The sequence below is a fragment of the Serratia sp. 22264 genome (assembly GCF_052045345.1).
GTDB lineage: Bacteria > Pseudomonadota > Gammaproteobacteria > Enterobacterales > Enterobacteriaceae > Serratia > Serratia plymuthica.
Genome location: NZ_JBQEOY010000005.1, coordinates 38,306 through 63,796, shown reverse-complemented (window position 1 = coordinate 63,796; position 25,491 = coordinate 38,306). Strand labels below are relative to the sequence as shown.

Here is a 25,491-nt window from a genome sequence, read left to right as displayed (position 1 = left end):
TTAAACGAAGCAGAATAAAATTGGCAGCGCAACGGGCTGCGGATCAGCGTGCGTTGGCGATACGCTCGAACCCTTTTGCGAGGTCGGCGATCAGATCCTGCACGTTTTCCAGGCCGATATGGAGGCGTATCAGCGTGCCGGAGAAATCAACGCCGCCCGCCGGACGGATCGCCTCCAGCTCTTCCGGTTGGTTAGCCAGGATCAGCGACTCATAGCCACCCCAGGAATAGGCCATGCTGAAATGGCTGAAGTTATCCAGATAGTCGGCCAGTTGTTTGTCGCTAAGCCGCTGTTTCAGCACGAAAGAGAACAGGCCGTTGCAGCCGCTGAAATCGCGGCGGTAGAATTCATGGCCTTTGCAGCCGGGCAGCGCGGGGTGATTGACCACCTCTACCTCCGGCCGTTCCGCCAGCCAGTTGGCGACTTCGATACTGCTTTGCTCGTGCTGCTTCAGGCGTATGCCCAGCGTACGCAGGCCGCGGCTTGCCATATAGGCGGTATCGGCGTCCACCATCTGGCCCATCAGGTAAGAATATTCGCGCAGTTGGTCCCAACAGCGTTCGTTGGCCACGGCGGTCCCGAGCATGTAATCGGAGTGGCCGATGATGTATTTGGTGCCGGCCTGAATCGAAATATCGATATCAAAATCCAGCGCCTTGAACAGCACGCCGGCCGCCCAGGTGTTGTCGATCATGATCACCATTTCCGGCGCTACGGCGCGGATGGCCTGCACCATCGCCGGGATATCCTGAATTTCCATGGTGATGGAACCGGGAGATTCAAGAAACACCACGCGGGTATTGGGCTGAATCAACCCGGCGATATCGGCGCCGATCAGCGGGTCGAAATAGGTGGTCGTCACGTTCATGCGGCTAAGAATGTGGCTGCAAAAATCCTGCGTCGGCTCATAGACCGAACCGGTCATCAGCACGTGGTCGCCGGCACCGACAAAAGACAAAATGGCGTTGGATACCGCCGCCGCGCCGCACGGATAAAGCACGCAGCCTGCGCCGCCTTCCAGCTCGACCATCGCATCCTGAAACGCGAAGTGGGTCAGGGTGCCGCGGCGGCCATAAAACAGTTCGCCGTGGGCGCGTTGGGCTGTGGCGTGTTTCTTGGCCGCAACGGAGTCAAATACCAGTGAGGAAGCGCGCTGGGTGACGGGATTGACGGAGCCCAGGGTATAGCGTTTGCTGCGCCCGGCGGCGATCAGCGTGGTTTCGATATTTTTTGACGTCATAGGAATGGGCTCACTTTTACTGACTTTTCACTGGCGTTTTTGCGATAGCCCTTAGGTTAACATGACATATAATAGCCATCCAGACGTTTTAACTTCCAGATATAGAAACGGCCATAATCCTCTGTCGGAGAGCGTTCTGGCACGCCATCATTCTGCATGACGGCGTTTAACTCGCACGCATATCGGCAAACGGACAGCCCACAGGCAAAAATACTGTCGGCGCGCGTTTGTTGCACCTCTGTGGGCGAAAAGTAACGAAAAACCCTTTAAAAGGGGAGTAAAGGGCCTAACCGGCAGCGAATGGGCGAATGTTGCGGCTCCGACGCCGCGAGATCTGAAATATTGCCGATTATTTGGTAAATAATAATGAGAACTACTATCAATCCCTGATTGGTTTGATATGATCGCACGCTGAATTATTCCTCAATTTTGATCGGTAACGGGTGGAGGCACAGCGTGAAAACGGCTGGCAAGCATTTAAATCAAGGATCGTTCGGCCAAGGCCGGGCGCAATGGGGCAAGGCGTTAGGCCGTGGTCTGATCGCTTCGATGGTATTGGTGATTGGGCTGGCCGGCAGCGCACAGGCTGCACCGGCGGCCAACCCCGCCGTGACCGAGAGCGTTGCTCCGGCCGCCGCACCTGCTGCTGCAGCACCTGAAAGCCTGACCCCGCTCAATCCGGCGCCGACCCTTCAGCCACCGGAAACCCGCGGCATGGATCTGTCCGTTTGGGGCATGTACCAGCACGCGGACATCGTCGTGAAGATAGTGATGATCGGTCTGGTGCTGGCGTCTATCGTCACCTGGACCATTTTGTTCTCCAAAGGCAGCGAACTGTTCCGCGCCAAGCGCCGTCTGCGCCGCGAGCAGCTGGCGCTGGCCAATGTGCGTACGCTGGATGAAGCCAGCGAGCTGGCGCAGCATTTCTCCGAAGAAAGCATCAGCGTGGTGTTGCTGAACGACGCGCAAAACGAGCTGGAACTGTCGGCGGAGTCCAACGACAACAACGGCATCAAAGAACGTACCGGTTTCCGCCTTGAGCGCCGCGTAGCGGGCTACAGCCGAAACATGGGGCGCGGCAACGGCTTCCTGGCGACCATTGGCGCTATCTCGCCGTTCGTCGGTCTGTTCGGTACCGTTTGGGGCATCATGAACAGCTTTATCGGCATCGCCCACTCGCAAACCACCAACCTGGCCGTCGTCGCGCCCGGCATTGCGGAAGCGCTGCTGGCGACCGCATTGGGGTTGGTCGCCGCGATCCCTGCGGTGGTGATTTATAACGTCTTTGCCCGTGTCATCAGCGGCCATCGTGCCCAGGTTGGCGACGTGGCGGCGCAGGTGCTGTTGCTGTTGGGCCGCGATCTGGATCTGGCCGCGACGGCAGAGGCCAAACGCTCACAGCATTCACACCAACTGCGGGTGGGGTGAGTTATGGCGATGCGCTTAAATGAAGATCTGGACGACAGCGGCGAACTGCATGAAATCAACGTGACGCCGTTTATCGACGTCATGCTGGTGCTGTTGATCATCTTTATGGTGGCCGCGCCGCTGGCAACGGTAGATATCCGCGTCGATCTCCCCGCTTCTTCAGCCAAACCGCAGCCGCGCCCGGAAAAACCGGTGTTCCTGTCGGTGAAAGCGGATAAGCAACTGTACGTGGGTGAGCAAGCGGTCAGCGCCGATCAACTGACGGCGGTGCTGGATCAGCGCACTCAGGCGAACAAAGAGACCACCATCTTCTTCCAGGCCGACAAGACCGTGGACTACGAAACGCTGATGAGCGTGATGGATACCTTGCGTAAAGCCGGCTACCTGAAAGTGGGGCTGGTGGGGATGGAAGGCGCCGCGAAGTAGCGGGCCGGATATCGCTAACGATGAGAAGGGCGCCGAGGCGCCCTTTTTCTATATCAATGCTTTGATAAAATTCAGCCGCGAGCATGCGCCGCGGCGCGGGCGATCTGCTCATCGGTAGGGCGCACGCCGGTATAGAGTACGAACTGCTCCAGCGCCTGCAATGCAATCACTTCCGCACCGGTGATCACCCGTTTGCCTTGCTTGCGCGCGTTGCGAATCAGCGGGGTTTCCGCCGGCAGTGCCACCACGTCGAAGACGATTTTCGCCGCTTCGAGGGTTGCCGGGGTAAAGGCCAGCTGTTCCGCCTCCGCGCCGCCGGCCATACCTATGGGGGTCACGTTGATCAGCATATCCGCGGTTAACTCCCCGACTTCCGCCAGCCACTGATAACCGTAAGCGCTAGCCAGCGCCTGGCCTGCCGCCGGGTTGCGGGCGATGATGTGTCCCCGTTTGAAACCGGCGTCGCGCAGGGCGGCGATCACCGCCTTTGCCATGCCACCGCTGCCGCGCAGGGCGAAAGTGGTGTCCGCCGGGATCTGATGCTGTGCCAGCAGTTTGGCGATGGCGATATAGTCGGTGTTATAGGCCCGCAGGAAGCCGCCGTCATTGACGATGGTATTGACCGATTCAATCGCCGTGGCGGAAGCGTCCAACTCATCGAGGAAGGGAATGCAGCTCTCTTTGAACGGCATGGAGACCGCGCAACCGCGAATACCCAGAGCGCGCACGCCGCCCACCGCCGCCTGAATATCCTGGGTGGTGAATGCCTTATAGATAAAGTTCAGATCCAGTTCCTGGTACAGATAGTTATGGAAGCGGGTGCCGAAGTTGCCAGGGCGGCCGGCCAGCGACATGCACAGCTGGGTATCTTTGTTAATCTCACGACTCATGATGGGCTCCTTAATCGGGAAAACCTGAATTTAGGGCTGGCCGAGCAGTGCCTTCGAACCTGGGTGGCGCCAGTGGATACTGCCCGGCAGATATAATGAATTCTGCGCCAACGGCTGCTCGTCGATAAGCCGGCTGACCATATCGAAACTGTGCTGGGCCAGGGCGCGGCAATCCTGGGCTACGGTGTCGATTTTCAGCGTCAGGCCATCGAACAGGTAGTGGTCGTCGAAACTGCAAAGGTGCAGGTCGCTTTCCATTAACTGATGCTGATTCAGATAGCGCAACACCCCTTCCAGCAGGCCGCAGGCGGCGGTAAACAGCGCTTTCGGCGGCCGGCCAAGCTGCGCGCAAAGCTGAGCGAACATCTCGTAGCCGGAGCTGGGGTGGTAATTGCCGTTGATGATCCATTCCGGTTTACAGGTCACCCCGGCGCGTTCGAGGCCGAGCTGAAAACCGGCCAAGCGATCGCGCGTCGGCGAGATGCGCGGCTGGCCACCGAGGAAATAAAATTCGTCCGGATGCTGGCGCGCGACGTTTTCCACCAGCGTGGCGGTCGAGGTCAGTGAGTCTGTCATCACCAGCGGCAACGCGGAGCCGGTGATCAGGCGGTCCATCTGCACCACCGGCAGGCCGGCGTTAATCTTTTGGTATTCCACATCGCTGAGCTGGCTGGAGGCGACAATCAGGCCGTCGACCTGGCGTTGCACCAGGCTGTTCACCGCCATCATTTCCTGTGCCGGGTTTTCATCGGAGCAGGCGATCAGCAACTGCAAACCGGCCTCGCGGCACAGGGTTTCCAGCTCGCGTGAAATCACGGCAAAACCGTAGTTGGTCATTTCCGGCACGACCAGCCCCAGGGTATGGCTGCGGGAAGAGCGCAACGAACGTGCATGGAAGCTAGGCTGATAGTGGTGCTCGCCGGCCAGCGCCAGAATGCGGTCACGGGTGTCGTCGGACACCCGGTATTCTTTGCTGCGTCCGTTAAGCACCAGGCTGGCGGTCGATTTCGACACGCCGGCCAGCGCGGCAATATCACTGATGGTTATGCGTTTGTTTTTTTTCACTGACGGCATCTGAGTTCAACGGGAGATGCGTCATTCTAGCATGCATGGCGTCAGCGGCCAGTGCTCCAGTGCAAGCTGCGCCTCTCCGCTCAAACGCAGGCGCGGCTGCGGGCCAGGGAAGTAGCGTGAGCTCATGACCCCTTCGCCGTGGTTGATAAAAATCTCCACGCTGGAGCTGTCGAACAGCATTTGCAGATGGGTGACCTCACCGCGCCAGTAACGGTGTTCAGGCTGCCCGTTGCGCAGGTTGTTGCGCGTCAGGCGCAGCAAGGCGCCGTCCCAACTCAACGTCATCGCATCGCCAAAGTCGGCGCTGAATGCGCCGTTGGGCGTCAGCATCACTTCGGCACTGTCGACCGGCCAGCCCGGCGCGTTATCTGCAATTCCCTGCCATTGGCTGCCCTCGCCGCGTAACCGTTGCAACTCACGGGCCGGCTGTTGGTAAAGCTTGCCGTTCTGCAAAGAAAGCTCGCGCGGGCAGGTCATGGTATGGATCCAGCCGTATTGCAACGTCGGGTGACAGGCTTCGTCCTGCTCCGGTACGCCCATCCAGCCGACCAGCAGACGGCGGCCGTCTTCGGCCAGCGTGGTTTGCGGCGCATAGAATTCGAACCCGGCGTCCAGCTCGTGGAATTCGCCATGTTCAAAGGCCGCCTGCCGATAATCCAGCTTGCCGGTCAGATAGCCCGCCTGGTAAACGTTGAGATAACGTTCGTCCTGCGCCGCCAGCCCTTGCGGGCAACAAATCAACACCTCGGCATCCGCCAGCGTGAACAGGTCCGGGCATTCCCACATATAGCCGAAATCGCCCATGCCGTTCAGCTGCGATCCGGCAATCTCCCCCAACAGCTGCCAACTGCGCAGATCGGCGGAGCGCAGCAACAGCACCTTACCGCGATCCTGCAGGTCACGGGCACCGAGCACCATGTACCAGTTGTCTTGATGGCGCCAAACCTTGGGATCGCGCACGTGGCCGCTGTAGCCTTCCGGCAGCGGCAGCACCGGGCCGAGCTTGTCATACCCGCCCTGCGCATTTTCCAGCGCCAGGCACTGGTACGCGGTGCGAGAACCGTCGGGGTATTTTACGTTGCCGGTATACGCCAGCATGATTTTGCCGTCTGCCACCACCGCCGAGCCTGAGTAACAGCCGTGGCTGTCGTAACAAGCGCCGGGCACCAGCGCCACCGGCTGATGCTGCCAGTTGAGCAGATCCGTCGATTGCCAATGGCCCCAGCATTTGTTGCGGTGATCGCAGCCCAGCGGGTTCCACTGATAGAACAGATGATAAACCCCATTATGCTGAATAAACCCGTTGGGGTCGTTCAGCAGGCCGACGCTGGGGGCCAGATGCCATACCGGGCGATGAGGATCGCGCAGCGCCAGCGGCATACCCGTCATCAGCGCCTGAACGGCCTGTTTCATCAAATTCAGTTCTTCCATCATTCACTGTCCGTTTTGTATTTCAGCAGCAGCGAGAGCGTAAAGGCGCTGCCGAAGGCGATAACCAGACCAATGATATAGCTCAGCAGCGAGCTGGCCTGCACGATCGCCAACCCAGGGATCGCCGTCAGCCCGACGGCGTTCATGCCGACGTGATTGGCCACCACCCAGGCGCCGCCGAGCGCACCGCCTGCCAGCGCCGCCAGGAAGGGCTTCACAAAGCGCAGGTTGATGCCGAACAGCGCCGCCTCGGTAATGCCGAGCATGGCGGAAAATGCCGAAGGCACCGCAATGGCTTTAATCTTGGCGTCGCGGGTTTTGAAATACACCGCCAGGCAAGCGCCGCCCTGGGCGATATTGGCCATCGACCAGATCGGCAGCAGGAAGTTAACGCCGATTTTCGGGTTGCCAAGCAGCCCGGCCTCTACGGCGTGGAAGCTGTGGTGAATGCCGGTGATGACGATGGCGGAATACAGGCCGCCGAACAGGAATCCGGCGAACCAACCGGCGTGAGCAATCAGCGTGCTGAGCACGAAGGAGATGCCGTCACCCAGCGCGCGCCCGGCGGGGCCGATAAACAGCATGGCGACGAAGCCGGAGATGACCACCGTCAGGAATGGCGTCAGGATCAGGTCCAGCGCGTTGGGGATCACTCTGCGCAGCTGTTTTTCCAGCACGCTCATAAACCACACCGTCAGCAGCACCGGGAACACCGTCCCCTGATAGCCGATCATGGCGATCTCGAGTCCGAAGAAATTCATGGTGTGGAAACCGCCGGCGACGCCCCAGGCGTTGGTCAGCGCCGGGTGGGTCAGAATGCCGCCCAGCGTGGCGCCCAGATAAGGGTTACCGCCAAATTCGCGTGCGGCGGTGAAGCCGATCAGGATCGGCAAGATGATAAACGCCGCCGAGCTGAACATGTCCAGCATCACGAACAGCGCGCTGTTGGCGTCGGCCCAGCCGTAGGTTTTCACCATGCCGAGCAGGCCCATCAGCAAACCGGAGGCGACGATAGCCGGAATGATCGGCACAAAGATGTTCGACAGCAGGCGGGCGATACGTTGCAGCGGGTTGAGTTTTTTCGCCGCGATGTCGGCGGCTTCAGACTTGCTGGATTCGCTGACGCCCGCCGCCTTGATAAATTCCGCATGCACCTTGTTGACCAGCCCGGTGCCGAAAATCACCTGGATCTGCCCGGCGTTGCTGAAGCAGCCCTTCACCCCGTCAAGTTTGCCGATTGCAGCTTTATCCACCTTGCTGTCATCTACCAGCACCAGCCGCAGACGGGTGGCGCAGTGGGCGGCGCTGGCGATGTTCTCTTTGCCGCCGAGCAGCGGCAAAAGCGCGTTAGCGGTTGCGGTAATGTCCATGTTTTCTCCCTTAATAAATCAAAACACCGCCGCGGCTTTCCGCGGCGGAAATTCGTTGCCAGCCTGCGTCAGAAGAAGTACTTGAATCTGGCGCGCACGCCGTAGCGCTGATCGTTATTGGCGTTGGCTATTTTGTTATCGGCGTTGGCTTCAAGCATCGAGACGTAGGCCCCGAGGTACAAATTGAAGTTCTTCATATTCATGATATTAGGTATCTGATACGAAGTATGGATGGTGTGAATGTCATACTTGCCCGGTTCACTGAGCGGGTTATTGATGTCGGCCGCCATGCCGGCAGTATTAAACTCTTTGATGTCGTTGTGGGCGTAGATATATCCCACTTCGAAACGACGCCACAGCACGTTGATGCCGGCGGTTAAGTCTTTTTCGCCCGACGCGTCCAGATAGGCGGTACTCAGGTTGGCGACCACACCGTTGTCCGGATTGGCGGCGGTGTTATTCCAGGTCATGGTCATGCCATAGCCGTTACGTTTGGACTGGTCGACGAATTTTCCCTGATTGTCCTGATAACCATAGGCATTGTTGACCACGTTGCTTTCCATCGCCACCGCCGCGCTGAACTGGTCTTTCTTCCAGGCGAGCACCGGCCGCAGATAGGCGACGTTTTTCTTATTATCCAGGCTGTTGCCGTGGTAGGCCTTGTCCTGGAACAGTGAGGAACCGTCTTCCACCAGCGTATTGAGCTCGAAGTAGAAGTCGCCGGCGTATTTGCTCAGCATCAGGTTGCCGCCGCTGCTGCTGCGGCCGCGGCCTTCTTTCATCATGTAGATATAGCCAAAGCCATCGGCATACAGATCGTTGGCGGTATTGCCGGAATACTGGATGAAGGTGTCCTGATTGAGCGGGAACATATCGTAGGCTTCAAAGCGCCCGATTTTGGTCTGCCAGTTCTTTTCGTTGCCGAAGAAGAAGGCGGCATCATCAAGGTTCATTTTACCGGTCATGTCGGCCAGCGGTTGTACGCTGAAACCGGAGAAGTTGCCGTCCTGGTTGCGACGGTAACCGTCCACGCCGACCAGAATACGACCGTTGATATCCCAACGCTCTTTGTTGCCGGGCTTCCAGTCCTTGTTGTTGCTGGTTTTCAACGAGGTGAGCTGGCCGCTGCGGCTGGCACCGTCGAGGTTGAACTCGACGTCGCCATACAGTTTCAGATCGTTAAACCCGTTCAACTTCAGGCTGGAAGTCGGCGCAGCCTTGGTTTCCAGCGTTGCGGTACGCTGCGCAACCTGTACGGTTTGCCGCTCGGTGTTGGCGGTGCGTTGTTCCAACTGTTGTGCGTGACGTTCTGCCGCCGTGGCGCGTGTTTCGGCCTGGGTGGCACGTTGTTCAGCCTGTTGCAGCCGTTGTTCCAGCGCATTCAGGCGTGCTTCGATACTGCTGTCGGCGCCAGCCGCCGCTGCAGAGGTGGAAATGAGGAGCCCTGTAGTTACAGCCAAATAGCTAAGTTTTTTCATGGTTCTCTATCATCCGGGTAAGTTGTTTTTGTTTTGTGCTAAATTGCTAAACCGGTTTTTCATGGGGAAAGATAGAGAGTTGAAAGGCGGCTGGCAACCAAGTTTGCTAACCCGATTCAGCTATTGTGATCGAGTGCGCAAATTCGGCCCGGCAGCGGAAAAACGGTGAGCCTGGCCCACCGTGATGAGATTAGCGTTGGAGGAAAGTCTGCAATTCGTCGGCGGTGGGTAACGCAGTCATGGCGCCTTTGGCGGTGGTGGCCAACGCACCGCAGGCTTGGGCCTGGGCGATCACCTCTGGCCACTGTTCATCCTCCGGCAGCGCGCCGAGTTGCGCCAGCGCAGCCAGCAGACCGGCGACAAAAGCGTCGCCTGCGCCGGTGGTGTCGATCGGGACGATCAAGGGGGCGCGGAAATGGCGGATCCGTTTGCCGTCATGCACGCATACGCCATCGCCGCCCAGCGTGACCAGCAGCAAACGCAGCGGATAACGCTGCATCATCCAGTCGATGGCGCTCTCCAGCTCACCGATATTGCTGATAAAACTCAATTCTTCCTGCGAGATTTTGACTACGTGCGCCAGCAGCAGCGCCTTTTGCAGGCAGGGGCGCAGCGCTTCCGGTTGGCGCCAGACATCTTCACGAATATTAGGATCAAAACTCACCCAGCCACCGGCCGCCCTGATGTTCTCCATCGCGGTGAAGGTGGTGCTGCGGCTGGGTTCTTGCGACAGGGCGATAGAGCAAACGTGCAACCACTCGTCCGCTTTGAACTCCGGCAGATCTTCAGGTTGCAGGAACAGATCGGCGCTGGGGGTGACCATGAAAGTGAAGGTGCGTTCGCCGAGCAGATCGAGATCCACCACCACGGTGGAGGTGTGATGCTTGTCATCCTGCGTCATGTGGCGGATATCCACTTGCTCTTCGCTCAGCACCTGCTGCAAGAACGCGCCGAAACCATCTTTGCCGACCCGGCCGATAAAGGCGCTATCGCCGCCCAGACGGGCGATGCCGACCGCTACGTTGGCAGGCGCACCGCCGGGGCATTTGAGATAACTGTTTGAATTTTCAGGAACCAGATCGACTACAGCGTCACCCAGCACCCATACGCGATTTCCCATGATCAACCTCTGTTTTAACCTGTGTCAGATGGCGAGCTAAAATAGAAGAACCGGTTTAGCAATGCAATGAAAGAATCCGCAAAGGCCCTAAATCCGGGTGCCGGAAGAAAGGATAGAGGGCCGGTTACCCTCTCCTGGAATAAGGGGGGCAGGTTAATAACGCCGTCCTGTGAGCCTTAAGTTACGGCCAGCAAGGCTACAGCTAGAAATAGGATGGATATAATTAAAAATTGGAGGCGGGATTAATAATAATATCATTCAGTACGGTGATTAATTCATGATTAAATGTTCTTTAAATAGGAAATGTCTTAAATTTTTGCGGTGTTTGGCAATAATTGGTTATGATGAATAATTGCATTATTGGAATGCGATTATTCCTAACTCTTTTGGGTTGATATTTTGGCTGTATTATTATTTTCAATATAAACAGTGAGTTGCATTGTCACTACATGGAGTGGCAGGGCAAGAGAACTAACCTCTCGGATTATTCATATCACGTATTTGTTATCCGGCGCTCATTATTAGCCAAAATAGGGTTGATCCCGCGCTATTCGCGCGCATAATGTTCGCGTTTACTTACAATTCTTATCTTTTATTTGTCCTTCGACAGGGAAAAAGTCATGCGCGTCTCTGCTTATTCTTCGCTCAGCCTTGCTGTGCGCAAGGGCTGTATTCCATTTGGCTCCGTTGTTTTGCCGCTGTTTATATTCAATCAACCGGTTCTGGCGGCAGCGCCAAATGGCGATCAGCTGATCATACAGCAGCAGCGGCAAAAAGCGCTGGAGCAGCAGCTAACCCCTCCGACGCCGGATGTGCGGCTGTCGCCACCTTCATCCGGTTTTGGCCGCATTGCTTTCCCGCAGGAAAAACCCTGCTTCCCTATCGAACAGGTCATTTTGACCGGCCAGGACAAACTCCCGCATTGGTTGCCGTTGCAGCGCATTGCCAACCAGGCGCAGGGCCAGTGCCTGGGCGGGCAGGGCATCAACCTGTTGATGAGTACCCTGCAAAACCGGCTGGTGGATAGCGGCTATATCACCACGCGGGTGCTGGCGCCGACGCAGGATCTGAAAAGCGGCAAGCTGCGGCTGGTGGTGGTGCCCGGCTATGTGCGCCAGGTGAAACTGACGCCGGACAGCGGCCGCTATATTCAGCCCTACAGCAGTTTCCCGGCCCATGCCGGCAACCTGCTGGATCTGCGTGATATCGAGCAGGGGCTGGAAAACCTGCAGCGCCTGCCGACGGTGCAGGCCAATATGGAAATCATTCCCGGCGAGCAGCCCGGCGAAAGCGATATCGCCCTGAGCTGGAAGCAAGAACGCATGTGGCGCGTTGGCGCTTCGCTGGATGACTCCGGCACCAAGAGCACCGGCCGCTATCAGGGCGGCCTGACGCTGTCGCTGGATAACCCGTTCTCGCTCAGCGATCTGTTCTACATCTCCGGCTCCACCGACCTGCAAAACCAGGGCGGCAGAGGCACCAAAAACATCACCGGCCATTATTCGGTGCCGTTCGGCTACTGGATGGCCGGGGTGACCGCCAACAGTTATGACTATCACCAGACCATCGCCGGGCAGAATCAGGATTACCGCTACAGCGGCAAGAGCAAGAACCTGGATTTCCAGCTCAGCCGGGTGCTGCACCGTAACGGCAGCCAGAAAACCACGCTGACCTATGACGTGCTGGCGCGCGAATCCAGCAACTACATCAACGATACCGAAGTGGAAGTGCAGCGCCGCCGCACCTCCGGCTGGCGGCTGGGCTTGCAGCACCGTCATTACATCCAGCAGGCCACGCTGGATGCCGGCGTTAGCTATCAGCGCGGCACTCGCTGGTTCGGCGCATTGCCTGCGCCGGAAGAGACCTTTGGCGAGGCCACGGCGCTCAGCAAAATTGTGCAGCTCAACGCCCAGCTTGACGTGCCGTTCAGCCTGTTCAACCAGAACTTCAGATACAACGTGCAGTACCAGCGTCAGATCAGCGATACCCCACTGACGCCGCAGGATCAGTTTGCTATCGGCAACCGCTGGACGGTACGCGGCTTTGACGGTGAACGCACCCTGAACGCCAACCACGGCTGGTTCGTGCGCAACGATCTGGCCTGGCGCACGCCGCTGCCGGGGCAAGAACTGTACCTGGGGGCCGACTATGGCGAAGTGGGCGGTTACGGCACCGATTACCTGGTCGGGCAACATCTGGCGGGTGGGGTGGTCGGTCTGCGCGGTTACGCCTTCAAGGTGGGTTACGACCTGTTCGCCGGCGTGCCGTTCTCCAAACCGGACGGCTTCAGCACCAGCCCGGTAACGCTGGGCTTTAATCTGAGCTGGAACTACTGAGGGAACGACGATGCGCATAGGTGACTACGATATCCGGGCACCGCTGATCCTCGGCGGTGATGACAGCGAGGCGGAAGCCTTTGGCGCGGCGGTATGGCTGTGGATGCATTCGCCGATGCACCGCGATGCGCCGTTGCACACCCTGCCGACGCTGCTGCTGCCGATCATCAAGCGGCAGCAATATGTGCTGGCGTCGTACCAAAATCAGCCGGTGTTTTTCCTCAGTTGGGCCGGGATGAGTCAAGAGGCCGAAGCACGTTATCTAACGCAACCGGCGATAAATATGCAGGAAAACGACTGGAACAGCGGCGATCGCCTGTGGTTCTGCGACTGGATCGCCCCGTTCGGCCACACGCGGGAAATGCGCAATCTGATCGCCCGGGATATTTTCCCGCAGTTCTGCGTACGGGCGCTGTACCACCGTGGGGCGCAGCGCGGCAAACGCGTCGTGAACTTTAAAGGCGCGCAGGTCAGCCACCAGCAAGCGCAGCAATGGTGGGCGAACCACCCGTTAGCCGTCGAGCCGTCGGACATTCAATAAGGACATTGCCATGAACAAGAACCTGTACCGTATCGTTTTCAACAAAGCGCGTGGCATGCTGATGGTGGTGGCGGATATCGCCCGCTCCGGCCGTGCCGGTTCCGCGCGTTCGCCTGGCCTGGGCCATACCCTGAGCCAGTGTATCGGCAAGATGAGCGCCGTCAGCTTCAGCCTGTTATTGGCATTGGGCGCTATCCAGCCGGTGCAGGCGGCCATTGTCGCCGATCACAATGCGCCGGGCGGCCAGCAGCCGACCATCGTCAACAGCGCCAACGGTACGCCGCAGGTCAATATTCAGACCCCAAGCGCCGGTGGGGTTTCCCGCAACACCTACAGCCAGTTCGACGTCGACAAACAAGGCGCGATCCTCAACAACTCGCACAAAATGACCCAGACCCAGCAGGGCGGTTGGGTCGATGGCAACCCGTGGCTGGCGAAAGGCGAAGCCAAGGTGATCCTCAACGAGGTCAACTCCCGCGATCCCAGCCGCCTGAACGGGTATATCGAGGTCGCCGGCCAGCGTGCGCAGGTGGTGATCGCCAACCCATCCGGCATTACCTGTAACGGCTGCGGCTTTATCAACGCCAACCGCGCTACGCTGACCACCGGCCAGGCGCAGATGAACAACGGCAATCTGACCGGGTTTAACGTCGAGCGCGGCGAAGTGGTGGTGGAAGGCGCCGGCATGGACAGTTCACGTCAGGATTATACCGAGATCATTGCCCGTTCGACGAAGATCAATGCCGGGCTGTGGGCCAACGATTTGAAAGTCACCACCGGGCGCAACAAGGTGGATGCGGCGCATCAGCAGATCGAAAAACAGAGCGACGATCCGGCCACTCGTCCGCAGCTGGCGGTGGATGTGGCCAAGCTGGGCGGCATGTATGCCGGCAAGATCCGCATGATCGGCACCGAAACCGGCGTCGGGGTGCGCAACGCCGGTAATATCGGCGCGCAGGCCGGCAGCGTGGTGGTGACCGCCGATGGCCGCATCGAAAACAGCGGCGCCATCAGCGGCGGCGGCGATATGGCGGTGGCTTCGAAACAGGGCATCAGCAACAGCGGTTCGCTGTTCGCTGCGGGCAATGCCGCCGTTACCAGCGAGGGCGAGGTGCAAAACAGTGGTTCCATCGCCGCGCGCAACAATGTGCAGATTCAGGCCGCCAGCCTGAACAGCAGCAAAGGCAGCACCCTGGCGGCAGGCGTGCAGCAGGACGGCAAACTGGGCGGCAGCGGCGAACTGGCGTTGACCACCAGCGGCAAACTGACCGCGCAGGGTCAGAACCTGGCGGCGGGCAACCTGCGTGCCGGCGGGCAAGGCATGGACATCGGCGGCAGCCGCACCGCCGGCGCCAATGTAACGCTGAACGCCGGGCAGGGCGACTTAACCACGGCCAATGCGCAGGTTGAAGCGGCGCAGCAACTGGTTGCCGACACCGGCAAACGGCTGAACAACGACGGCGGCACGCTGACGGCGAACAAACTGGCGCTGAGCGCGCATGACATATCCAACCGCAAGGGCGAGATCGCCCAGCTCGGCGAAGACGATCTGGCCCTGAATCAGCAGGGCAAACTGGACAACGGCGGCGGCCGCATTGCCAACAACGGCAACAACCTGACGCTGAACGCCGGGGCGATCGACAACCAGAGCGGGCAGATTATCCATGCCGGCAAGGGCAGGCTGGCGGTGAATACCGGCCGGCTGCAAGGGGATAACGGCAAGCTGTTGTCCAACGGGCAGCTCTCGATGCAGGGCGGCGACTACGTGCTGGATGGCGGCACTACGTCGGCGCAGCAGATTGCTATGGAGGCCGGCAGCCTGTCCAACCGCAGCGGCCAATTGGTGCAGAGCGGCAACGGCGACATGCGCCTCAGCACCCGTAAGGGTATCGACAATCAGGGCGGCCAACTGGCGGCCAACGGCAATGTGGCCTTGAACGCCGCACAGCTGAACAACCAAAACGGCAAAGTGATCGCCGCGCAGGACGGCAGCCTGAATGCGCAGATTGGCGGCACCCTCGACAACCAGCAGGGCCAACTGGCCGCGAGCGCCAATACGCGATTGCAGGCGGATAAACTGGATAACCGCAAGGGCCTGGTTTCCGCCGCTACCGGCAACGGTGAGGTGGCGACCCGTCAGGCGCTGGATAACCGCAGCGGCCGTATCGAAGCCAAACAAGGGCTGCAACTGAGCGGCCCCGGGTTGGAAAACCAGGGTGGGCAAGTGGTTGGCGGTGCCATTTCTCTGGCGCTCGGCAAGGGCGCGTTGAACAACCAACAGGGCGCTATCGCCGCTGCGGGCGATTTGCGCCTGAACGGCGGGGCGCTGACCAATGACGGCGGCCTGCTGCAATCCGCCGGCGACATGAGCCTCGACACCCAGGGCGCCGCGTTGAGCAACCGCCTGAGCGGCGAAACCGGCGGCATTCTCAGCCAGGGGGCGCTGTCGATCCACAGCGGTGCGCTGGACAATAGCCAGGGCATGCTGGTGGGGGGCGGTGCCACCGAACTCTTCACCGGCCGGCTGGATAACGGCAAAGGCACGCTGGTTGGCAAGCAACGGTTGAACATCGACAGCCTGGCATTGACCAACGACGGCGGCCTGTTGCAGGCCGGCGGCGACGCGACAATAGATACCCACGGCCAGGCATTGACCAACCGCGACAGCGGCAAAAATGGCGGCATCAGCAGCCTGGGCAAATTGAACATCGCCGGCGGCGAGGTGGATAACCAAAGCGGCTTTATCGCCAGCTCGGGCGATCTGCAACTGAATGGCAGCCAACTGGATAACCGCCACGGCACGCTGGCTTCCGAAAAACAGCTGTCGGCGACCGCCGGGGTGATCAATAACCAGGGCGGGGCGATCAAATCCGGCCAGGACATGGCGCTGAACGCCAAAGAACTGCTGGATAACAGCAATCTGGGGGTGATAGGCGCAGGCAAAAAACTGCAGCTTGATAGCGGGTCTGTGCTGAATAATCAGGGGACGCTGGTCAGCGCCGATGCGGCGAAGATCAACTTTGGTATGCTGGAAAACCGGGGCGGCCAACTGGCGGCCCAAACGGCGCTGGAGCTGCACGGCAGTAGCCTCAATAACAACGACGGCGGGTTGATCCAGAGCGGCGATCGTTTGGATCTGGCGGTCGATCGGCTGACCAACGCCAACGGCGGCGAGAAAGGCGGCATCACCAGCCAGGGTGCGATGAACCTGTCTACCGGCCTGTTCGATAACGGCCAGGGTGTGGTGATTGCCGGCAAAAATCTGCAACTTGATGCCGATTCGCTGCTGAACGGTGGCGGCAAGCTGGTGGCGCAGCAGGCGTTGACGCTCACCACCACCGGTGCGGGCGGCCTGAACAATCAAAGCGGGCTGGTGCAGGCCGGCGGCGACATGCTGCTGGATACCCGCGGCCAGCAACTGGATAACCAAAACGGCACTCTCCACAGCCTGGGCCAGCTGCAACTCAACGGCGGCGATATCAATAACCAGGGCGGTACGCTGGGGGCCAAGGGCGATTTCATGCTGGCGGCGCTCAAATTGGACAACAGCAACGGCGGGCGGATCATCGGCGAGCAGGCGGTAACGCTGAACAACACCGGGCTGGATAACCGCAACGGGCAGATTCAGGCGGTCGGCAATCTGTTGCTGGGCAGCGCGCAGGGGATTATCGATAACACCCTGGGGCTGATCCGCAGCGGCGCTACCGTGACGCTCAACGCCCTGCAGTTCACCAATGACGCCACGCTGGCGGACAATAAAGGGCTGGAAGGCCAGACGGTGACTCTGAACACCGGCACGCTGAGCAATCGTGGCGGCAGCATTTTGGCTGACCGGCAGTTGGCCATCACCAACGATGGCACCCTGGATAACAGCGGCGGCCAGTTGGCTGCGGCCGACAACCTGCAATTGAAGGGCTCGGCGCTCAACCTGCTGAACACCGGCGGCACGCTCAAAGCCGGCAAGCTGCTGGAGATTAACGCCAATGCGATCGGCGGTGACGGGCAGCTGTTGTCGCTGGGCGATATCAATCTGGTCAGCGCTCAGGGCATCAATAACAGCGGCGAGATGATCGCCAACGGCAATTTCAACTTCACCACGCCGGGCGATGTCACCAACAGCGGCAAGCTGCTGGCGGGAGCGAAGCTGGATCTGCACGCCAATAACCTGTTTAACGCCGCCAGCGGCGAGATCAATGCCGGGCAGGATTGGCTGACGGTGAACGGCACCCTGACCAACTACGGCCTGATCGACGGCAAGCACACCCTGCTGACGGCCAACACGCTGAACAACATCGGCACCGGCCGTATTTATGGCGACGCCATCGGCGTGCAGACCGCGACCTTCAACAACCTGGCGGAGAACGGCACCGCCGCTACGCTGGCCGGGCGCGAGCGGGTGGATATCGGCACCCAGACGCTGAACAACTACGATCACGGGCTGATTTACAGCGGTGGCGATATGGCGATTGGCGGCCAGCTTGACGGCAACCACCTGGCAAGCGGCCAGGCAGGCACCCTTAACAACCACAGTTCGACCATTGAGTCTGCGGGCAACATGGCGCTGTCCGCCGCGCTGATCAACAACATCAACGATCGTTTCAGTACCGAGTTGGTCACCGTTTCCAACGAAAAAGTCACCGAGTATCAGCAGTCCGGCGATCCGGTGCGCTGGAAGGCGGGGGAACAAGGCGTCTTCGTTGACCGCAATTCGTCAGACTCGCTGCTGAACCTGAACACCCCAGGTAAAACCGGGCACGGCAACGACAGATTTAATCAGTACGACTATGACCGGACGGTGCAGGAAACCCAGATTAAGGAAAGCGATCCGGCCAAAATCATCGCCGGTGGCGATATGGCGATCAACGCAGGGCATTTGCTGAACGACAAGAGCCAGGTGGTGGCCGGCGGCACGCTGGCGATTAACGCCGGTAGCGTGGATAACGTGGCGGTGGCGGGCCAGCGGCTGACCACCGACGTCGGGGACGTGACCAGCTACTACCGCATCAAGAAAAAAGGCACTGACAAACAGGGGCATAACACCACGGCCTATACGCCGCCGACCACCATCCAGACCATCGCGTTGAAACCGAGCCAGCTGATCGACCACGGGCAGGTGGCGGGTAACCCGATAGCCATTGCACCGCTGACGCCGCAAGGCACAGACGCCACCATCGGCCAGGCCGGCGGGGTGAATGCAGGGGTCACCGGCAGCGATATTTCTGCCGGGATGCAGACCATCGGCGGCGGTGAACTGCCGGTGATTCAGGCGGCGGCCCTGCAACCGGGCCAGCAGTTTGAAGTGGCCAACAAAGTGAACGCCCTGCAGGGCGACGCGGCGAGCAGCGTAGTGCGCATCGTCGGGCCGGACACCCGCCTGCCGGACAACAGCCTGTTCAAAACCAATCCGGCGCCGGGCGGCCAGTATCTGGTGGAAACCGATCCGCGCTTCACCAACCAAAAATCCTGGCTGGGCTCGGATTACATGATCGCGAAAGCCACCAACAACCAGGACAACGTGCTGAAACGCCTGGGGGATGGCTACTACGAGCAGCGGCTGATCCGCGAGCAGGTGATCAACCTGACCGGCCAGCGTTATCTGGACGGGTACAACAACGACGAAGAGCAGTTCAAGGCGCTGATGGATCAGGGGCTGGCCTTCAGCCGGCAATATAACCTGAAGGTCGGCGTGGCGCTGACGCCGGAACAAATGGGGCTGTTGACCAAAGACATCGTCTGGCTGGTGAATGCCAAGGTCACGCTGCCGGACGGCAGCCAGCAAAACGTACTGGTGCCGCAGGTGTATGCCCGCATGCAACCGGGCGATCTGGACGGCTCCGGCGCGCTGATCGCCGGGCGCAATCTTAACCTCAACCTCGGCGACAGCCTGTTTAACAGCGGCCATATCGCCGGGCGCGAAGTGGTGAAGCTGAGCGCCGCCAACATCACCAATATGGCGGGCAGCATTCAGGGGGCCGACGTCGGCCTGACCGCTCGCACCGATATCAATAATATCGGCGGCGTGATCCAGGGCAACAACTCGCTGCTGGCCAGCGCCGGGCGCGACATCAACGCCATCAGCACCACCCGGGCGGCGCAAAGCGTGAACGGTGCCAACAGCTTCGAGCGCACCAATATCGACAGCGTGGCGGGCATGTACGTGCAGGGCGCCGACGGCAAGCTGATGCTGCAGGCCGGGCGCGACATCAAACTGGATGCGGCGCAGGTGGTCAACAGCGGTGAGAACGGCCAAACGCTGCTGAGCGCCGGGCGCGATCTCAACCTGAACGCGGTGACCACCGCCAGCCGCGACAACCTGATCTGGAACGGCGACAACAGTCTGAAACAGGGCAACAGCCAGCAGGTGGGTAGCGAAGTGGTCGGCAAAGGCGCGGTGACCCTCAATGCGGGCAACGATATCACTGCGCATGCGGCGACGATTTCCGCCGGCGAGGCGCTGAACCTGAATGCCGGCCATGACGTCAACATCCTCAACGGCGAAAACACCCAGGATCTGGACGAGCGCCACAAGGTGACCGGCGGCAACGGCCTGATGTCGAAAACCACCACCACCACCCGCGATACCCTGGATCGCCAGACCCTGCAGAGCAGCACCCTGAGCGGCGACAGCATCAAGGTGCTGGCGGGCAACGATCTGCGCGTGCAGGGCAGCAGCGTGGCTGGCACCCAGGACGTGAAGCTGCTGGCGGGCCATGATCTGACCGTTACCGGCGCCACCGAGCGCAACAGCGAGCTGCACCTCAAGCAGGAGAAAAAATCCGGCCTGATGAGCAGCGGCGGCATCGGCATCAGCTACGGCACCGAAAGCCTGAAAACCACCGACACCTCGCAGGGGGTGACCAACCAGGGCAGCACCGTCGGCAGCGTGAACGGCAACGTCACGCTGGGTGCGGGCAACAATCTGGCAGTGACCGGCTCCGAGCTGGTGGCCGGCAAGGACATGGCGCTGAGCGGCAAGAATGTGTCAGTGACGCAGGCGCAGGATGAAAACAGCCAGACCCACAAGGTCGAGCAGAAAAAATCCGGGCTGACGCTGGCGCTTTCCGGCACCGTCGGCAGCGCGCTGAACACCGCCGTGGAAACCTCGCAACAGGCAAAATCCACCGACGACAGCCGCCTGGCAGCCTTGCAGGGCACCAAAGCGGCGCTGAGCGGCGTGCAGGCGGTACAGGCGGCACGGTTGGCGCAGGCGCAGGGCGCCGACCCGGCCAATAACAACATGGTGGGGATCAGCATTTCCTACGGCACCCAGTCTTCCACCTCTACCCAGAACAGCGGGCAGAGCACCGCCCAGGGCAGCAGCCTGACGGCGGGCAACAACCTGAGCATTACCGCCAGCGGGAACGGCGTGAAGGGCCAGGACGGCGACATTCTGGTGCAGGGCAGCCAGTTGCAGGCGGGCAAGGATGTCACCCTGAACGCCAACCGCGACGTGAACCTGCTTTCCGCCAAAAATACCCAGTATCTGGACGGCAAGAACGAGAGCCAGGGCGGCACGTTGGGCGTAGGCATCGGCGTCGGCTCCGGCGGTATCGGGCTGAGCGTTTCGGCCAGCGTCAACAAAGGCAAGGGTAACGAGAAAGGCAACGGCACCAGCTACACCGAAACCACGGTCAATGCCGGTAATCAGGTCAACATCACCAGCGGGCGCGACACCAATCTGATCGGTGCGCAGGTCACCGGCGAATCGGTCAAAGCCGACGTGGGCCGCAACCTGTTGCTGGAGAGCCAGCAGGACAGCGACCGTTACGATTCCAAACAGCAGAACGCCAGCGCGGGCGGCAGCTTTACCTTTGGCTCCATGACCGGCTCGGGCAGCATCAGCCTGAGCAAAGACAAAATGCACAGCAACTACGACAGCGTGCAGGAGCAGACGGGCATCTTTGCCGGCAAGGGCGGTTTTGACGTGACGGTGGGCGAGCACACCCAGCTTAACGGCGCGGTGATTGGCAGCACCGCCACGGCGGATAAAAACAAACTCGACACCGGCACGCTGGGCTTCAAGGACATCCACAATCAGGCGGACTTCGAGGTAGAACACCAGAGCGTGGGTATCAGCTCCGGCGGCAGCATCGGCAGCCAGTTCGCCGGTAATATGGCCAACGGCCTGCTGGTGGGGGCCAACAACAGCGGGCACGACAGCTCCACCACCCACGCTGCGGTGAGCGACGGCACTATCGTCATTCGCGATCAGGCCAAACAGACGCAGAACGTCAGCGATCTGAGCCGCGACGTCGAGCACGCCAACCAGACGTTAAGCCCGATCTTCGACAAGGAGAAAGAGCAGAAACGGCTGCAACAGGCGCAGCTGATCGGCGAGATCGGCAATCAGGCGATGGACATAGCGCGGACCGAGGGTTCGATCGCCGCGACCAAAGCCGCGAAAGAGAAGATGAATAACGTCACGGACGCCGATCGCCAGGCTGCTGCGGCCAAACTGGCGAAAGAGAAACCGGGCAAGGTCATCACCGAGGACGATATCAACGCGCAGATTTACCAGACGGCGTATAACCAGGCGTTTAGCGAGTCGGGTTATGGCACGGGCGGTAAGGTGCAGCAGGGGATGCAGGCGGCGGTCGCTGCGGTGCAAGGGCTGGCCGGTGGCGACCTGAAAGCGGCGATTGCCGGTGGGGCGGCACCGTATCTGGCGGAACAAATACACCTTCTGGCACCGAATGAGGAAAGCCGTGTTATCGCGCATGCGGTGGTGGCTGGCGCACTGGCCGAGTTGCAAGGCAAGTCGGCAGCGGCAGGAGCAGCGGGCGCGGCGACTGCGGCATTGGGTACCAAAGCGATTGCCGAGGTCATGTTCGGCACCAGTGATTTCAGCAAAATGAGTGAAGAGCAGCGCCAGACGGTTTCTGCATTGGCTACGCTTGCAGGTGGTTTGGCCGGCGGTCTGGTGAGCGGTGATACGGCCGGCGCGGTAGCTGGCGGGCAATCGGGTAAGAATACCTCCGAGAACAATGACCAGTTTAGCTTGCCGCCAGGGATGATGAGCTACGGTCAGGGAGCCTCTACTTTGGCAGAACAAATGGTGAAAGAAGGTAAAAGCTCGGCAGAAATCAGTTCTGCGTTGAATAAGTATGCGAAAGGAGATTTACCTGAAGGTGCGAATATCGCCAAAGTGATTGTTAATGGCTATAAAGATGGTGTGCTGATAGCAGGGGCTATTTATCTGGGACCTGCGGCATCCATAGGTAAGGTAGCTGTCAGCTCTATATTGAGCGGCGGAGCGAATGCAGCATATCAATGGTACGACATGAATCAACCGGGAAATGAAAACAAAACTTATGATTATTGGGGCACTACAGCGGCGGCAGTAACGGGAGGTTTGGCTCCAGGAAGAGGTATCCCAGCCAATATCGGTATTGCAATTGGTGGAACGATCTTTACTGATGGGGTTGATCCTGGCGCTTTATCGGGCAGTGCTGCTGGCTCTGCGTTCGGTGGTGCCATCGGAACTTATGCTCCGACGGTGCTTAAACCTGTATTAGGGCCATCAGCCGGTATGGTTAGCGATATCTTCGGCACCATGGGTGGTGAAGTTATTAGCAATGAGTTGAAAAAAACGATAAATGGGGATGGTGATAAAAATGGAAAATAAAACCAAGGTTAAAGTAAAGACATTATTTATTGGCGTAATTTATTGCTTTTTGTGTTTTTTTGTATTTATTTTACTGGTGAAAGGGGGGATTAGTTTATTAAAGTTTGGTGAGTTGCGTTTTACTCAGCAATCTTTGAAAGATTCTCTGGTAGTTAGTGGTATTGTCGGCGTTGCTGTCGGTGTTGGTTCATGGATTTTTGCTAAGATAGATGAGCATGACGCCAATAAAAAATCATCCTCTGATGAGCCTCCGGAATCTTAAGAAATAAATAGACGTAATGACACAAGGAAGAGCATATCATCTTGAGAAGGATGCTTAAGATGTTTTTGTTGAATCCATATTTTAACTAACAACAGCGGGCACGACAGCTCCACCACCCACGCTGCGGTGAGCGACGGCACCATTGTTATTCGCGATCAGGGCAAACAGACGCAGAACGTCAGCGATCTGAGCCGCGACGTCGAGCACGCCAACCAGACGTTAAGCCCGATCTTCGACAAGGAGAAAGAGCAGAAACGGCTGCAACAGGCGCAGCTGATCGGCGAGATCGGCAATCAGGCGATGGACATAGCGCGGACCGAGGGGGATATCCGCTCCATCAATGCAGGCAAGGCAGAGCTTGAGAAAAACGGGATCAAAGAGCCGGGTAAGGATGCCACGAAAGAGCAGTGGAAAGCCTACAACGAGAAGCTGCACGCGACAGACAGCTACAAAGCGACGCAGAAGCAGTGGGGCACCGGCAGCAGCGTCCAGCAGGGCATGCAGGCGGCCACGGCGGCGATTCAGGGGTTGGCGGGCAACAATCTTGCGCAGGCGATGGCCGGGGGGCTGAGCCCTTATGCGGCTGGGGTCATCAAGGCGATGACGACCAACGCGGATGGCAGTACCAACGTTGCTGCGAACGCGATGGCGCATGCGGTGTGGGGTGCGGTAGCGGCCAAAGCCAGCGGTAACAGCGCCCTGGCGGGAGCCGCCGGTGCGGCCAGCGGAGAACTGATGGCGCGCTACATTGCGGGTGAGCTTTACCCGGATGTGAAACCTGAAAACCTGACGGAAGACCAAAAACAGACGCTTAGCGCGCTGGGGACGCTGGCGGCAGGACTGGCAGGCGGGCTGGTGGGTGATGGCACCGGGGATGCGGTAGCGGGGGCGCAAAGCGGCAAGAACGCGGTTGAGAACAATTATCTGAGTGATGCCCAAAAAATTCAAAAAGATAAAGAGTTGGCAGAGTGTGGCACGCTGGTCTGTAAAGCGGGTACTCAGGCTAAATGGACTGCGATAGATGCGGGCCAAGATGGTAGCTTTGCGGCGGGGATGGTTGCTGGGGTGCCTGCTTCACTGTACGAAACGGTAGAAGGCATTGTGAAAATGGGCTTAAGTCCAGTGGACACATGGCATTCAATCTCTGCCTTATTCGACGGTGATGGCGTATTGAGTAATGTGAGTGGCGCAGTAAAACAATCGTATATAGACAGAATAGATAAACTGACAGCTGAGTATCAGAAGGCGGGAGCCAGCGGATCATTCAATGCAGGGGTAGAGGGTGGTAAACTACTGACTGATATTGCATCTTTGGCTGCCGGTGGTGCTGGGCTGGCCAAGGGCGGTGTGGTACTGACGGAGAAGGTTGCAGCTAAGGTTGCGGGTAAGGCTGAGTCGGCAGCTATGAATGCTGGGAAATTATCAGCTGAAAAAGAAGCATTAGAAAGAATCGGGCAAAATGCGAAAAATAGTTCTGATTTAAGTGGAAAACCATCTGGGGCGATATTACAGCAGCAAGCAGTGAAAAAAATTGATGACCTTGCCACTCAGTTTAATAATCCGGCAGTACATCCGAAGGACTTCCAGTTAAATATTAATGGGAAAACAATGGTTGCAGATCCACAGTTAAGTTTAGGTGCTCCTGTATTTAAAGGAGCTACTGACGCTGATGTTATGACTTACTTTAAGCAACTTTCGGGGGCAGAGAATATGCCATCAGCGAAGGTGGTTCCTGGTAAAGGTACGGTGTATTCGATAAAAGTCACAGAAGGACCTTCTGCTGGTAGCACTTTGACATTGAGAGACTTTTCAACGTCAGCACAACAAACTGGTGCTAAATGGACCATAGATTTAATGACTCCATCTATAAATGGTGGAAGAAGGATGGAGATTAAATTTAAATGATTAAAAATATCAATGAGATATATACATCTGTTGCCGAAAGTTCTTATGGATTGTCTTTGGGGGCTATATGGCAACATATCAGTGTTGAATGTTCTGAGTTGCCTGATAACTACTCTTTCAGGAAAAAAATATTTTTTGTTATTTTGGGTAACTTATTGAATGATAAAAAAATTAAACTAGCTACGAATGGCGTGTTTTTGACTGATCCTGTTGAGCAACAAATAAAAATGTTGCAAGAGGCCTGGCCTGCTTACCCATATGAAGATGAGGATGATGATTTAGATGAATATGGAATGTGGTTTTTAGTTAAGGCACCTGTTGGGGTCGTTTGGCTAACACCTGATGGTGGAGAGCTATGGACTTGA

General features: G+C 58.6%; 14 protein-coding genes and 1 pseudogene. 8 read left to right on the top strand and 7 right to left on the bottom strand.

What is annotated here, in order from left to right; genetic code table 11:
- Positions 1-43: 43 nt before the first annotated feature.
- On the bottom strand, positions 44-1,240 hold the full coding sequence (gene metC, locus ACTJJ1_RS17595) for a cystathionine beta-lyase (protein WP_004948223.1): 1,197 nt from the start codon (positions 1,238-1,240) through the stop codon (positions 44-46).
- 456 nt (positions 1,241-1,696) lie between these two features.
- On the opposite strand from metC, the gene exbB reads away from it, so the two are divergent.
- Together exbB and exbD are read left to right on the top strand one after the other, a co-directional pair.
- Complete coding sequence (exbB, locus tag ACTJJ1_RS17590) at positions 1,697-2,668, top strand: tol-pal system-associated acyl-CoA thioesterase (protein WP_020439823.1); 972 nt, start codon at positions 1,697-1,699, stop codon at positions 2,666-2,668.
- Between the two features lie 3 nt (positions 2,669-2,671).
- Positions 2,672-3,094 (top strand): TonB system transport protein ExbD, encoded by a 423-nt coding sequence (gene exbD / locus ACTJJ1_RS17585; protein ID WP_006328132.1) that lies wholly within the window; start codon positions 2,672-2,674, stop codon positions 3,092-3,094.
- 71 nt (positions 3,095-3,165) lie between these two features.
- Here the strand turns inward: exbD and ACTJJ1_RS17580 are convergent, their stop codons facing one another.
- From ACTJJ1_RS17580 to ACTJJ1_RS17555, 6 genes are all read right to left on the bottom strand, one after another.
- Positions 3,166-3,984, bottom strand: a complete 819-nt coding sequence (locus ACTJJ1_RS17580; protein ID WP_006328125.1) for a shikimate 5-dehydrogenase — start codon at positions 3,982-3,984, stop codon at positions 3,166-3,168.
- 30 nt (positions 3,985-4,014) lie between these two features.
- Complete coding sequence (locus ACTJJ1_RS17575) at positions 4,015-5,058, bottom strand: substrate-binding domain-containing protein (RefSeq protein ID WP_004948209.1); 1,044 nt, start codon at positions 5,056-5,058, stop codon at positions 4,015-4,017.
- A 21-nt stretch (positions 5,059-5,079) separates the two neighbouring features.
- A complete protein-coding gene (locus ACTJJ1_RS17570; RefSeq protein ID WP_037434022.1) occupies positions 5,080-6,489 on the bottom strand; it encodes a sucrose-6-phosphate hydrolase in 1,410 nt (469 codons plus the stop codon).
- On the bottom strand, positions 6,489-7,859 hold the full coding sequence (locus tag ACTJJ1_RS17565; protein WP_004948206.1) for a sucrose-specific PTS transporter subunit IIBC: 1,371 nt from the start codon (positions 7,857-7,859) through the stop codon (positions 6,489-6,491). Before ACTJJ1_RS17565 ends, ACTJJ1_RS17570 begins: the two co-directional genes overlap by 1 nt.
- A 68-nt stretch (positions 7,860-7,927) precedes the next feature.
- Positions 7,928-9,337, bottom strand: coding sequence for a carbohydrate porin (locus tag ACTJJ1_RS17560; protein ID WP_004948205.1), 1,410 nt, complete (start codon positions 9,335-9,337; stop codon positions 7,928-7,930).
- A 190-nt stretch (positions 9,338-9,527) separates the two neighbouring features.
- Entirely contained in the window at positions 9,528-10,457 is a 930-nt protein-coding gene (locus tag ACTJJ1_RS17555; RefSeq protein ID WP_004948203.1) for an aminoimidazole riboside kinase, read from the bottom strand.
- Positions 10,458-11,077: 620 nt separating this feature from the next.
- On the opposite strand from ACTJJ1_RS17555, the gene ACTJJ1_RS17550 reads away from it, so the two are divergent.
- The 6 genes and pseudogenes from ACTJJ1_RS17550 to ACTJJ1_RS17525 all read left to right on the top strand — a co-directional run bounded on the left by ACTJJ1_RS17550 (position 11,078) and on the right by ACTJJ1_RS17525 (position 25,491).
- Entirely contained in the window at positions 11,078-12,793 is a 1,716-nt protein-coding gene (locus tag ACTJJ1_RS17550) for a ShlB/FhaC/HecB family hemolysin secretion/activation protein (protein ID WP_004948201.1), read from the top strand.
- A gap of 10 nt (positions 12,794-12,803) precedes the next feature.
- Positions 12,804-13,334, top strand: a complete 531-nt coding sequence (locus ACTJJ1_RS17545; RefSeq protein WP_004948199.1) for a toxin-activating lysine-acyltransferase — start codon at positions 12,804-12,806, stop codon at positions 13,332-13,334.
- A gap of 10 nt (positions 13,335-13,344) precedes the next feature.
- A complete protein-coding gene (locus ACTJJ1_RS17540) occupies positions 13,345-22,959 on the top strand; it encodes a hemagglutinin repeat-containing protein (protein WP_440834685.1) in 9,615 nt (3,204 codons plus the stop codon).
- Complete coding sequence (locus ACTJJ1_RS17535) at positions 22,949-23,221, top strand: hypothetical protein (protein ID WP_440834683.1); 273 nt, start codon at positions 22,949-22,951, stop codon at positions 23,219-23,221. Before ACTJJ1_RS17540 ends, ACTJJ1_RS17535 begins: the two co-directional genes overlap by 11 nt.
- A gap of 87 nt (positions 23,222-23,308) precedes the next feature.
- Positions 23,309-25,126 (top strand): annotated as a pseudogene (locus ACTJJ1_RS17530) (VENN motif pre-toxin domain-containing protein); the annotation flags it as partial.
- Positions 25,123-25,491: a DUF596 domain-containing protein gene (locus tag ACTJJ1_RS17525; protein ID WP_440834681.1), complete on the top strand. Its 369-nt coding sequence runs from the start codon at positions 25,123-25,125 to the stop codon at positions 25,489-25,491. The pseudogene ACTJJ1_RS17530 and the gene ACTJJ1_RS17525, both read left to right, overlap by 4 nt.